Source organism: Staphylococcus sp. HMSC059F04, from assembly GCF_001812565.1.
Classification (GTDB): domain Bacteria; phylum Bacillota; class Bacilli; order Staphylococcales; family Staphylococcaceae; genus Staphylococcus; species Staphylococcus lugdunensis.
Genome location: NZ_KV809468.1, coordinates 388,547 through 402,890 on the forward strand (window position 1 = coordinate 388,547; position 14,344 = coordinate 402,890).

Consider the following 14,344-nt stretch of genomic DNA (forward strand, 5'->3'; position numbering starts at 1 on the left):
CCTAGTCAACCTTGCCAGGGCGGGACTACGAATTTATAATGAATGCTGTCCCGCTCCCAACAATAATCATGTGGGATTCAACAAATAAAAATAAGCACTACGTGTTCAAACTTAGCATGATTATTGTGCAAAACAATACAACCTTTGTTAAGAAGTTCGATTTCTGTTCTATTCCTTTGATTATTCTTCGACAAGAAAACCATTCCCATAGACATCACGCACATCGTGAATCACTAAAAATGCATGATCATCAATACGCTTAATAATGCGCTTTGCTCTTGACACTTGCGTCTTACTGATGACCACGTACAAAACATCTTTTTGCTCTCGTGTATAATACCCATGCCCATTTAATATGGTTAGGCCTCTTCCTACCTGCTCACCAATTGCTTTAGCTACATCTTCAGACTTACTTGAAATAATGGTCATTGCTTTTTTTGTGTTTAATCCTTCAATGACATATTCCATAACTTTAGTACCTATATAGAGTGAAATAACAGTGACTAATACCATTTCTATTGGTAATACTGTTAAAGAAATCAGTACCACAATTAAATCAAAAAAGAGCAAAGCATAAGGTGTACTAACGTCTAAATATTTATTAGCAATCCGTGCAAGAATTGTTGTCCCAGCAGTTGTTCCTCCGGCTAACACGATTATCCCAATACCAAGTCCCACCGAACCACCACCAAATATGCAATTAATAATGATATTTGACGTTTTAATATGCCAGTTTTCAGTTAATCCTAAAAATACAGAGATTAATATGGTTGCCAAAATGGTTAAATACGTGCTTCGTTTACTTAGAAACTTGAAACCTGCGATGATTAAAATAGCATTAGCAACAAAATTAGTCACTGCCGGCGAAATATGAAAGGCATAGTAAAGTATGATTGCCATACCTGTCACACCACCTTCACCTAAATTACCGGAAATAATAAAGGCATTCACACCAGCAGAAAAAATAAAAGAACCTATAATAACAAATACTATATCTCTAATAAGTTTATTCACTATACTCATCCCCTCTGCAATGTCTTAGGTAAAAGCTGTAATATATAAACATCATACGAGACTTTATATGAAATTTAAACCTGTGATGATTAAATTTTCTAAAAGTTGAGACTAAAGTCGCTACTTTTAGAAAATAAGATATAAAAAAAGCGAAAGCAAAGTTCGTTACTTCTTTGCTATTTCGCTCTATTCTTTCTTAATTAATTTACAAGTCAACCGAATTTAATATAAATTACGTAAGTATATATTTCATTGAAGCTTAGAATAAAAAGATTAAAAGTGCTGTAGCGATAATTATGATATTAAATAAATTGATAAAAACGCTAATGTAGCAATGATTTTTCAAGTCATCATTGTATCGATAATAAATACTATAAATTATAGATAATAGTAAACTTGTTGCACTAAAGGTAGCAACAATGTAAAATCCATAACTACTTAACGCATCTCTAAAGATAAAAATCATAGTTAAAACGATGATATAGTTAAGGATATTAATACCATATATTACACGTTCCATATTATATTCACCCACTTATATAAGTGTCCTATATGTACTTTTTATCGCCTTGCTTAAGCATTTTTTACATAATCCTTTCGATTATAATATAAACATACCCTCTATATAACTACAAGTAGTATGGCTTTTCAACACTTTTATGATGCACTTCATTTTCAGTTCTATACTTCTGATAACTATTCATTATAATTATTAAAAAAGTAAATACTATGCGTGCCATAAAATCAAGTTAAGCAATGAATTTATAAACAAATTTAAATTTTCTGAATTTTCTATTCACATTTTAGTTCTCTTCTGTTATAATGTGTATAACTTCTTATTAAGAGAAGTTATCTCCTTTGTGTTGTTTATATTAACAAACAAATTTTGCTCGAAGTACTGTGACAGTACCTAGTCCTTACCGTTACAAGTACATTAATATTCATTTCCCATAAAAACCAAGTGCAAAGAGTGTGTCCTTACTGTTCGTGCTTGGTTTTTATCTATTTACTAAACATAAGTACACCCCAATACTATACATTTAGTCATGTAATAGCATAGGGGCTTTTTATTTTTCATTACCAAGCAAATAAGCCAACAAAAGCAGCTGTTAATAATGACACTAAAATACCAGATAATAACATCATAGGCACATATTTAGACACAAAATCTGATGTCTTCTTATCGACAATGCCTTTTAATGTTCCAATAATCATTCCGATTGTCGAGAAGTTTGCAAAAGATACCAAGAATGTTGAAATCACTGCACGTCGATGTGGACTATATGTATCTATGACACTCGAAATTTTCCCCATTACAACAAATTCATTTGTCACAATTTTCTTAGCCATATCTTGTGCCACGTGCCAAGCTTGGTCTATTGGTAACCCTAATAGTAGCGCAAATGGATACATAATTGCACCTAGTATTTGGTCTAAACCAAAGCTAAATTTGAAGCCCATCCAACCAGCAATTAACCCTGTTATAAGATTAATAAAACGATCAAACAAATCTGCTAATGCTACAAAACTAATTACAAAGGCGATAATAATCAGTACTAACTTGCCTGCAGCTAAGACAGAATCGCCTAAAAATGAAAAGAACGGTTGACGTTCTTGTTTATTCGTATTAATACTATAGATAATATCTTCCTGTTCTTCAACCGTCACTGGATTGAGCAATGACGTTACAATAATAGCATTGATAATATTAAGCGGTATTGCCGTTAAGACTAAATCTCCTGGAATCATGCGAACGTAAGCGCCAACAATAGCTCCAGAAATCGAACTCATCGACATCATTGCTACGGTTAACACACGCATTTCATTCATACGCTTTAATTGCTCATTCGAAACAGCTAAAGCTTCTGTATTACCTAAAAACATCATTTCAACACCAAAGAATGATTCAAACTTTGGCTGACGCGTAATTTTTGCTAGTAACCAACCTATGCCCCCAATAATTTTAGGTAACACGTTAAAATACATTAAAATATCAAATAATGGCACAATTAACAAAATAGGAAATAATGCACTGACTGCCATGTCCATCATTTTCCCACTCACAAAACTTTTAAAGGCAAAGCCAGTTCCTTCATTCGCTGATTGAATAACCCAAGCTATCGCGTTAGCTAAACCTCTAACGACTTTTCTTCCCTGTTCAAAGTACACAAAGAACCATGCCAAAAAGAGATTAAGTGCAACTAATATTCCTATTGACTTCCATTGAATATGTTTCCGATTGCGCGAACATGCATAAGCAATGCCTAAAAATACAAATAACCCTATAATATTGATAATTAAAAACATAAGGCACCTACCTTTTTATTTCACCTTAGATGAACAATCTAAGATGAGATTTTGAATACACTTTTTAAAGTAAACATGTAAAATATCTGTAAATTCTACATGAAATATTATACCACGGGCTTACCATAAGAGGATATGACGTTTTAGCAAATTCATAATTACAACAAAATAGCATTCAGTATATAAATTGTTTCTAAACAAAGAAAATAGCAATTTCTTCTTAATTTTTAATAGAAATCGCCATTTTTTTATTAATACTATATTTATCGTGTTGTAGATCTAGTATTTTTCTGGTATTTAGTGATAATTTATCAAATTTTATATAAATAGCTATTGACTGAGGCAAGTCTTCAAGGAAATTAGTATCCATCCAAAGTTATGATAGCACCCTTGAAAATTAAGACAATACTATAAATCATTATTATAAAAACACCCTGAATGAATTCTGACAATACATTTAGGGCGTCTCATTCTATGATTAATATTCTAAATTTGATTGGCGCTTATTTATACTATTGATGACGATGAATATCATTATAAATATGATCACCAATAAACTGTGAAGCATGACCTTTCTCAAGTGAACAAAAGTCTTGATAAAACTTCTCAATTTTATCTTTATAGCGTTCTTTATGTTTATCAATGTGTTTGAGTTCTTCAGCTAATTTAAATTCATCAGTGATAATTTCTCCTGGTAAATCATTCATATAATCCATATAAAAACCACGAAGGCCTTTATCATATTTTTCAATATCATAAGCAAAGAAGAATTGTGGTCGTTTTAGAATACCATAATCAAACATAACAGACGAATAGTCGGTAATTAAGGCATCTGAGATTAAATATAGTTCTGAAATATCATTATAATTAGAAACATCTATCGCGAAATCTTCATATCCATTTAAATCTAAAGCATTTGCAATTAAATAATGCATACGCAATAAAATCACATAGTCATCACCGATTTGCTTTTGTAAGTTAGCCAAATTGATTTTTAAATCAAATAGATATTGTCCTTTTTTGACAAATTCATCATCTCGCCAAGTCGGTGCATACATGATTACTTTTTTATCTTCTGGGAGATTTAAATCTCTCTTAATTTGATTTAGATAATCTGTATCATTTTGACGTGTGACTAAGACATCATTACGTGGATATCCTATTTCCCAAATACGGGCCTCATCCATCCAAAAAGCAGTTTTAAAGATATTTGTAGAATATCTATTTGGAGACACTAAATAATCCCAGCGTGAAGCTTCAGAATAAAAGTTCTTCTTATAATTTGCTGTTGTTGTTCCTGGCATTCTGACAACTTTCATATCATTAGCCAAACGCTTTAGTGGTGTACCATGCCATGTTTGAATATATACTTGGTTTTCTTTTTTATTTAAGTACAGTGGTAGACGAGCATTAGAAACCCAATATTTTGCTTTAGCATATGCTTGATAATACGCCCTAGAACCTTTTTGCACTTTAATAGCATTTCCTGGAATGACAGTTTGTTCTGGTCTAGCACAAACCCAAATATAATTTAACTGTGGGTAGTGTTGTTGCATATATTCATAAATATATTTTGGACTGTCACTATAATTTTTACCACCAAATGATTCAAAGACAATTGTCTTGTCATCTACAATATCTTTATCATCTGTCAATTGATATCTTGAGCGTTCTTTCGCTTTGCTATTAGTAACAATATCTTTGACTAATCTCGTTTTTTTACGTAACTTATTGATGTATTTCGCATGGTCCACATCATTCATAGCAAGGAAAAGCACTTCAAGATTATAAAGTAATTTACCATCTCGAATAATATTCCATTTCACTGCTTTAACCACTTTAATTAAACTGTCTTCCAATGCAACATAACGCGCTTTTATATCTCTTAATGATGGATCAAATCCTTGTTTAATTTCATTTTTCATTTTATCTATTAAAAAGCTTTGAATTTTTTTATTATCAGTACGTTGCATCGCATCGAAAAAGCTCTCCACATAATCATCAAATATCAAAACAAAATCTTGATCACTTAATGTATTGCCATTAAATGGATCATAAACTTCTCCACGATAATAAAATGGGAAGTCAAAAACTCTGACAAAATGTTCAGCGTATTTCAAATATTCCAGTGTAAATGACATATCTGTAAAAATTCTTAAACTTTCATTGAATCTAATGTGATGGGCTTTAATAATAGCTGTTCTGAATAATATATTACAAACTGTATGTTTTCGTAAAAAAGAATTAGGATTTGTTTGGTGTGATAAATACTCTAAACGTACTTTATCTTTATCAACGTACTGTGGTCGATGATTGGTAAACTTATGAATGGGAGCAATCAAGCCGTCAAGTCCATTCACATGGTTTAAATAAAAGTCTATTGCATAGCTTGCTAATTGGTCATCCGCATCAAGGAACATCACATATGGGGTATCAACATAGTCTAATGCCACATTTCGTGCATGTGCATGCCCTGAGTTATGTTCGATTTGAACGAATGTCACATCTTTATCATACGTTGCTAATTGCTGTTGTAATATTTCTGTCGATGCATCTATTGAACCGTCATCGACAATAATGATATCAAAATCTTGATTTCTCTGTTTTTTTAAACTGGTGATACAATCACCAATATGGTCTTCATTGTTATAATATGTCACAATAACCGATAATTTATTCAATATGTTTCGCTCCATTTTACTTTAGTTACTTATCTCTTGGATAAGTTTTTGATAGTTTTTTACCGCTGCAGCTTCACTAAATTTTTCACTTAATTTTACATCTTCACGCTTGATATTTCTAACTTTTTCTATTCCATTAGCAAAAGCGGTCACGTCGCCCGCATCAATTAATAGCCCATTTTCACCATCAATAATCAGCTCACTAGGTCCATACCGAACGTCATATGATACCACAGGGCAACCGTTATGAATACTTTCCATAATCGTCATGCCAAAGCCTTCATATTGGCTGGTCAGCAATGACGCTGTAGCATGTTGAAAGACACGCTCTGGCTGATTTGTATGCGTATTAAACACTACATTATCACAAATACCTAATTCAGTTGTTAAGTCTTTTAAAGATGACACTTGATTGTCAACATCTTCTCCATAAATATGAAGTTGACTATTATATCCTTTAGCCAAATATTGTTGGAAAGCATGAATAAGATGATCGAGCTGTTTTTCTTTAGCAATCCTGCCAATAAAACAGAAGTAATCGTCAACTTTCTCGGATGGTTCGGTCAATAATTGATGTTGAAAATGTGGAATCACTTCAATCTTATCATCACTTATATTAAATTGTTGCTGAATATCTGCCTTTTGATAGTGAGTCAACACAAGATATTTATAAATAGACGCGCTATTTTCTAAAGCCAAACCATAAGACTTTCGGATTTTACCATGTTCAAGATGATTGCTATGAAGTACTAAAATACGTTTAATATTATTTTCACACTGAATCAATGAACGATCTAATAGTCGCGCATCATTGAATACCACGCTGCCATCTGACAAAACATGATTAAAATAATAGGTAAACATTTCTTTTTCAGTATTAAAGACCCGTCGAGACTTATGCTTCGGATAATAAATAATTTGAAACAGTTTATTTTCTTGATCATTTGAAAAATGTTTTTCTAAATAAAGCGTGCCCTTTTTTTCATAGTATTGTTCTTTCAACTTGAAGGTGTTTTTGGGGTTATACGTGACGATTCTGTGCAGTTTACCGTTTACAGTGTAGTCTTTACGTTGAATTTTAACTTTCGTTTCAGTTGCAAGTAACTCCTCTGTTTTCATTACGTTAGAATGCTTATAATATTTTCTAGTCATTACGTGTTGTTCATGTTGATAATAGTTAACCGTATTTCCCTTTACTTTAGAAGTCAACCCAGGTATTTTAACTGCGGTTTCCTTTGGACCTCGGTGTAATAGTGACTTCGTTTTTGGTTTTTCTAACAATTTATAATCTGCTAGCCAATCATAAATATTATCAATCTTCAAATTTTCCGTAATAATCCCTTGTTGTTTGAATTTATCATACACTTTTTTATAGTTAGGATTATAGTTTGTGGTCAATATTGTCGATGATTTGTTCAATTTTTCCTCTAAAAATTTAATTCTTTTTAATAATGATTTCGTTCTTCCACCATGCACTGGCGGTAAGGTTGAAGTCACCGTATATAACACATAATCTCCTCCAATATATCAAAGCATCACGCACAGTGATTAACGTCTGCATCAATAGCAAAAAATTTGCAAGTGATATAAAAGCCATTATAGCGCCAACTTCATATTGTCATCTTAACTTAAGATACAAATGAATTTGACGCTATTTAAAGTCGGTATTTTTGTGTCTCAACTTTAATCATCTTTGCTTTAGATATAGTTAAATTAGAGTTGATTATTTCATATTCATAAAATAATTTCAAATTAAATCTATTAATTCGTAGCTTAAAGATTGTTTATCATTTCATTGTTTTAAAGTCTAGCTCTAAAATTATTCTGATAAATTTTGAGTCGTAACAAATTTACGATATTTGTCATGCTCAGCCATTAGCTCTGAATGCGTACCCTCACCAGTTACTTGGCCTTGATCAATAAAGATAATTTGTCCTGCCTTTTTAATTGTCGATAAGCGGTGAGCGATTACAATCGTTGTACGTCCTTTCATGAGCACTTCTAACGCTTCTTGAATTTTTTGTTCACTTTCACTATCTAGATTTGCTGTGGCTTCGTCTAGTAATAAAATATCCGGATTTTTTACAAAGCTACGTGCAATATCGATACGTTGGCGTTGACCACCAGAAAGCTTAAGACCACGTTCACCTACTAACGTGTCATATCCATCATCAAATTGCATAATAAAATCATGACAATTAGCTAACTTACTATATTCAATGAGTTCTTCATCAGAAATTTGTCTATTAATACCATATAAAATATTATCGCGAATGCTCCCACTCATCATGGAGTTAGACTGCATCACATATCCTATTTTATTACGCCATTTAGACAGTGAGATATCATAAATACTTTGGTTATGATACTTGATATCTCCCCCATCAATATCATACATGCGCTCTATTAAGTTGAAGATCGTACTTTTACCAGAACCTGATGGACCTACAAAGGCACTAACCTGACCTTGTGGAATACGAAATGATACATCCTTCAATATATCCTTTACATCATATTTGAATGTCACATGATCAAATGTTAATTCTCCATCGTCAACGATGTTAATTGCTTCTTCGTCAGTGATTTCAGTCTGTTCGGTTGGCTCTTGCATAATTTCATAAATTCTATTACTAGCACCTACTGCTTTTTTGTAATCGGTAACTAATGTCGATAAATTTATCAATGGCATAGATAATTGAATCACATAAAAAATCATCGCAATCAATGTTCCGGCAGTGATGGCACCGCTGGCGATACGTATGGCACCAAATCCTAAAATGACAGCAATCGTGATCAGCATAATCACACTCGAAATGGGTTGAATAACTGCTGTAATCTTAGCTTGTTTTAAACCTAAATTATAAATAGATTGCAAGTTTCTGTGCGCGTTATCTAATTCTTTTCTCTCAGTATTAGATACTTTAACTAAACGCATTTCAGTTAATACACGGCCTAATAAACCACTAAAATTAGCAATTTCTGTTTGTGTATTTTTAGAAATATGTTGCATGATACGACCCAAAGGCATGATGATTGCAATAAAAATTGGAATCGTAATAAAGGTTAATAATGTCATTTGCCAATCCATGATAAATAGCATGATGAGAGAACCCACGAGCGTCAGAATAGATGGCAACAAATCAGGTAATTTTTGTGAAATAAATTCATTAATTACCTTTGTGTCATCTGTTAAACGACTCATAAGCTGACCGCTCTCATTTTTATCAAAAAATGGCATTTTTAGTTTAATAATATGTTCCCACAACAAAGAACGTATGGCGTAAATTACTTTTTCACCAATTTTACTTAGCAAATATAGGCCGATACCACTTAACAAAGCATTTAAGATGAAAATGCTACCAAAAATGACGGCAGTACGCCAGTTAACACTACTCATTGAAAATTTATCAACCATCTTACCGGTAAATAGTGGAATTAATAAACCACTAATGCTACCTAAACTAGTAATAATAACTGCTCCTATAATCAACCCAACTGGCCAATTAAGTTTTTTGAACAGGAAAAATAATGGATTTTGTGCTTTCATGCTTTTACCTCTACAATTTTTATCTTATTTATTATGAAGCTTGCTATTTTCTGTTATTTTGACTGTTTTCAATCATTTCTTATTTACTATCACAGTTTATTGTTACTATAACACTGCTAAGCTCCGAGTTCTATAGTATTAGTATAATACTAATATTAAAAAAACACACATTTAATATTTTTTTAAATTCAATAAAGTACTAAAACATCTTAATTATCAGATTTATAGTTTTATTAAAAGTATATTCGTGGTAAAATGTGAGCATTCTAACTTCAAAGAAAAGGACTCAATTTATGAAAAAAATTTTTATAATACTTATATTGGTGCTTGTTAGCTTTACTCAGTTTACCCCTTATCTATTCGCTGCAGAGTCAGATGCTGTGTTAAGCCCAAGTCAAATCGCTACCCAATATGGCTATACTGGCATAACTGCTGCATACGATCCAGAAGGTGCAATTAATGTCAGTCAAACTGGACAAATCTTGTATAATTACCATGGAAATAAAAAATGGTATCTTGCCTCGATGACTAAGCTTATGACGATGTATTTAACATTAGAAGCTGTCAAAAAAGGAGACTTATCGCTTGATGATAAAGTGAAAATCACACAAAATCATTATCGCATGTCAACGTTACCTGAATTAAGTAATACAAAACTCTATCCTGGAGAAGTGTATACCATTGCAGAATTACTACAAATTACTGTATCTAATTCAAGCAATGCAGCTGCATTAATATTAGCTAACAAAGTATCAGGCAACGTCACTTCGTTTACAAAGCTTATGAATAAAAAAGCTAAAGAGCTTGGAATGACGCATACATATTTCACTAACCCAACTGGGGCAGAAAACACGCAACTGCAAGAATTTGCACCTAAACTAACAACAAATGATAATAATTCAACATCTACAGCAAAAGATTATGCAATTCTTGATCAACATGTCATCGCAGATACACCGAATATACTTCACTTTACAAAACAACTCGCACCAACGCAACACGGTGTAACGTATTATACATTTAATCATTCATTAGAAGGTGCTAGCTTAAGCTTACCAGGAACAGATGGTTTAAAAACCGGTTCTAGTGATATTGCTAATTACAACCATACTATTACAACAAAACGTGGTAAGTTTAGAATTAACCAAGTTATTCTAGGCGTAGGTGATTATAATAATCTCGGTGGCGAAAAAGAGAGAAATAAAATGGGCAACGCTATAATGGAAAGTTCGTTCAATCAATATGCATACAAAAAAGTACTTTCTAAGGGCGAACATAATATCAATGGTAAAACATATTATATCAAAAAAGATCTTTACGATGTTGTTCCTAAAACATTACACGCTAAAGACTACCAATTTGTCATTAACGATGGTGAAGTCCATTTAGATTACAAACGTCAATTTATTTCTAAACAATACGGCCCACCAACCGTTCAAGTTCAGAAACCTATGATTCATAAAGCAGATACCATAGCTAAAAGCACATGGAAAGATCATCCAATCATAACATCCACCGCTATTGGTTTACTTATCATTGCCATCGCACTGATTGTTTACCAAGTTATAAAACGTTTGTTTAAAAGAAAATAATAACAACCTAGGATACCTAGTTTAAGGAAGCGGGACAGCATTCATTATGAATTCTTAGTCCCGCTCCGGCAAGGTTGACTGGATTGAAAAAAGTTTGGCATCCGCGTATTTTCAATCCAGTCAACTACTACCAATATTTAGTTCATAGCCTAAAACATAATAATGTCCTAGACCCTCTTCATTATTTTTATATTAAATGTCATTGCGAAACGCTTGAGGGAACAAGACAACTTCAGCCACCAATATGAAGTATTGATTATAAAAGAAGCACAAAGACGATTGTAAATTTCAAATCATCTTTGTGCTTCTTTAAGGATTTATATCTCTAACTTTTTATTTTGCATCTTTACCATAAAGCTCTTGTTTAATTTGCGTTGTAGAAATGCCTTCTGTACGTTTTAAATAAACTACTTCGCATTTATCTTTTAAGAAATCAAATTCGCCTTCCCAATCATGACCCATAACAAATGTATCTATCTCATAGCGCTCAACATCTGTTTCTTTTTGACCCCAGTCATTCTCTGGAATTACTAAATCTACGTAACGAATGGACTCAAGCATCATTTTACGTTGTTCATAATCATAATATGACTTTTTATGCTTAATCTGATTAAATTCATCTGAAGAAAGTGCCACAATGAGATAATCTCCCATTTCTCGCGCTCTTCTTAACAATTCAATATGGCCATAATGTAATAAGTCGTAAGTGCCATAAGTAATGACTCGTCTCATGATATGTTAAACTCCTTATCCTTAACTAAAAATTTACAATCTTAATGTAGCATAAATAATTTCTTTACACCATCTTTTAGATGTCACTTTATAATTATTGTATTATTTTTTTAATAACTTCTTGATTCTCTGTTTACTAGTGAAACGCACTTTTTTAGGGGTTACACTAAATTCAAAAGCCAATAAACGCTTAGGTCTTCCAACGCCAACTTCTAACAACGTTTGTCTCCACAATTTATAAGTTTCTTTAGTCCAATGCGATGCACCCTGTTCAACAGCTTGAATCACTCTAAATAAAGCATCTCCTGAATAATGCGTATGCTGCATATCTCTAATATATTGAATGATTGCTTCAATCACAGTTATATCAATTTTAGGATACTTTAATAAATAATTTTGGATCAAATAACTAACAATGAGATTATCTAAACGATGGCTATAATATATCTTCTCATTATCTAATAATAGAATTGACATCATTCTAGAACGTACTTGTCTAGCATCATTTAGATAAGGTAAAAATTGGTCTGCAATTTTAGCAGTAATAGAGTCTTCTCGTTCATTATAGCCCAATACCACGTCTGGAATTAATTGAATATCCCTAGCCTTTAAGAACACACGCCCCATAAATGTATGTTCTTCACAGTAGACGACATCTTCATCAAAGCGCTCATTTTTAAATTTAGCACTAAATAACTTAGCACTTGGTCCGATTGACTGTAGAACTTCCGGACATTCTGCTAATGTAACCCGAGCTTCTTGCTTTAAAACTTCATGCGTAGGAATATCACGCCAATTCCCTTCTTTTCCTCGTACCATTTGTCCGATAACAACATCCGTATCTTCATATTTGTTAAAATAGTGCACTAGTTTGTCGATACTTCCTGATAAATATTGATCATCCGCATCAAGGAATAAGAAGCCCTCGATATCGGCAGACATGGCTTCCAGTGCAATGTTTCTACTCGCAGCAGCACCACGATTAGCTTGTTTTATAATTTTCATATTTTTTACTTCTTTTTGGAGTGCTTCTAATACTTCATGCGTAGCATCTGTAGATCCATCATTTACACATATAATTTCAACATCATGCGTGGTATCAATAGATTTTACTGCCTGACGTATTGTTGTCTCAGCATTATATACAGGTATGATAACTGCTATTTTCATTTTTTCACCAACTTATCAATAAAATTCATCAATAACATTAAACTCTGTGTTGAATTATAATCATGCCAACTCTCAAATAACGATTTAAGTTGTGCGCTATCATTCTTCAATTTATTAATTATCTCCGCTTCATCTGTCACTTTGTAAACTTCAGGAATCGTCCAATAAAATTGATTTAATCCACGCTGATCATGATATTCCGTTTCATCATAAACATAAAATAATGTTGGTTTGTGTAATAAACTTGCTTCAATGGGCAATGAACTATAATCACTGATAAGCACATCAGCCATAATCAATAATTCTTGCGTAGATATTCCTGAAGATTTATGGACGATGCTTGGATGAAATTGACTAATCACACGATACTCTGGCAGTGCTTGTTCAATCTTTTCACTGTTTATTTTGCGATTGTTGCCATGGTCTTCACGATATGTAGGAACGTAAACGATGAGTTTCTTCGTTATCCCATGCTGCTGTTTGAGATCGCGCTGCCTTTTTATCATATCCTGCTGTTGATAGTCTACTAAACGAGGTAGCCCAAATTTAAGCATTTGTGCTGCCTGCGCATCAAACGCACCTTCAAAGCACTTCCCCATTTCTTCTCCACCAATAAGATAATAATCTGTCGCATCGTAAACTTTTTTATATTGTGTCACCATTTGTGTGTTTGCAGTGTCTACTTGATGATCTTGGAGACCAAATAATTTAAGGGCACCTGATGCGTGCCAGGTTTGAATAATCGTTTGGCCTCTTTTTTTTCGATAACCACCTAACATAAGATAATACGTATCTATTAATATTACCCTAGCTGAGCTTAATGCTTTAATATGTTGAATGACACCTTTATTACCAGCAATTAAGTAGTTTAGATGACCTAATGACTCAACCTCTTGTTGGTATTTTTTAGGTCCAATAACCGTAATTTGATATGAATGTTGCACTAACGCTTTAATGATGGGCATCATATCTTCATAAAAAGTCATAAATACAATAATATGTTGCTTATTCACTTTTACAGGAAAAAACAACATATTTAAGCTACGAATAATGGCCATATAGAGTTTCTTGATTAAAATTCTCATAAGTCACCGCCAAAAATATAATATGTTTAAAATTATAAATGATTCTACAATAGATAGAAAATAAAAGCTGTACAATATGCCATAACTATTTCTTAGAAACAAGGCACGATTTTAACGTAATTCTTTTGTTGGAACCCAACTTCCTTTGCTTGTGGAATTTCTTGTCGAAATTCTCTTTGTTGGGGCCCACCCCAACTTGCCTTGTCCGTTGGCTTT

General features: G+C 32.7%; 10 protein-coding genes. 1 reads left to right on the forward strand and 9 read right to left on the reverse strand.

The window, feature by feature from the left end; genetic code table 11:
• Positions 1-180 precede the first annotated feature (180 nt).
• The 6 genes from HMPREF2864_RS06755 to HMPREF2864_RS06780 form a co-directional block, all read right to left on the reverse strand.
• A complete protein-coding gene (locus HMPREF2864_RS06755) occupies positions 181-1,023 on the reverse strand; it encodes a YitT family protein (RefSeq protein ID WP_248285670.1) in 843 nt (280 codons plus the stop codon).
• Between the two features lie 250 nt (positions 1,024-1,273).
• Positions 1,274-1,534, reverse strand: coding sequence for a hypothetical protein (locus tag HMPREF2864_RS06760; RefSeq protein ID WP_070572154.1), 261 nt, complete (start codon positions 1,532-1,534; stop codon positions 1,274-1,276).
• Between the two features lie 557 nt (positions 1,535-2,091).
• Positions 2,092-3,321 (reverse strand): NupC/NupG family nucleoside CNT transporter, encoded by a 1,230-nt coding sequence (locus HMPREF2864_RS06765; protein ID WP_002459821.1) that lies wholly within the window; start codon positions 3,319-3,321, stop codon positions 2,092-2,094.
• Between the two features lie 512 nt (positions 3,322-3,833).
• Complete coding sequence (locus HMPREF2864_RS11905; RefSeq protein ID WP_083300137.1) at positions 3,834-6,002, reverse strand: bifunctional glycosyltransferase/CDP-glycerol:glycerophosphate glycerophosphotransferase; 2,169 nt, start codon at positions 6,000-6,002, stop codon at positions 3,834-3,836.
• 21 nt (positions 6,003-6,023) lie between these two features.
• A complete protein-coding gene (locus tag HMPREF2864_RS06775; RefSeq protein WP_002459824.1) occupies positions 6,024-7,511 on the reverse strand; it encodes a glycosyltransferase in 1,488 nt (495 codons plus the stop codon).
• A 310-nt stretch (positions 7,512-7,821) separates the two neighbouring features.
• Positions 7,822-9,549 carry an ABC transporter ATP-binding protein gene (locus tag HMPREF2864_RS06780; RefSeq protein WP_002479400.1) on the reverse strand — a complete coding sequence of 576 codons (1,728 nt, stop codon included), beginning with the start codon at positions 9,547-9,549 and terminating at the stop codon, positions 7,822-7,824.
• Between the two features lie 293 nt (positions 9,550-9,842).
• Between HMPREF2864_RS06780 and pbp4 the strand changes: the two genes are divergently transcribed.
• Entirely contained in the window at positions 9,843-11,141 is a 1,299-nt protein-coding gene (gene pbp4 / locus HMPREF2864_RS06785; RefSeq protein WP_002459826.1) for a penicillin-binding protein PBP4, read from the forward strand.
• A gap of 333 nt (positions 11,142-11,474) precedes the next feature.
• Here pbp4 and tagD read toward each other — a convergent pair whose 3' ends face one another.
• From tagD to tarB, 3 genes are all read right to left on the reverse strand, one after another.
• Positions 11,475-11,873, reverse strand: coding sequence for a glycerol-3-phosphate cytidylyltransferase (tagD, locus tag HMPREF2864_RS06790; protein ID WP_002459827.1), 399 nt, complete (start codon positions 11,871-11,873; stop codon positions 11,475-11,477).
• A 102-nt stretch (positions 11,874-11,975) separates the two neighbouring features.
• Positions 11,976-13,043, reverse strand: coding sequence for a glycosyltransferase family 2 protein (locus tag HMPREF2864_RS06795; protein WP_002459828.1), 1,068 nt, complete (start codon positions 13,041-13,043; stop codon positions 11,976-11,978).
• The gene (tarB, locus tag HMPREF2864_RS06800; protein WP_070545081.1) at positions 13,040-14,128 is read right to left on the reverse strand and encodes a teichoic acid glycerol-phosphate primase TarB; all 1,089 of its coding nucleotides are present in this window, start codon (positions 14,126-14,128) and stop codon (positions 13,040-13,042) included. The genes HMPREF2864_RS06795 and tarB overlap by 4 nt, the downstream gene beginning before the upstream one ends.
• Positions 14,129-14,344 lie beyond the last annotated feature (216 nt).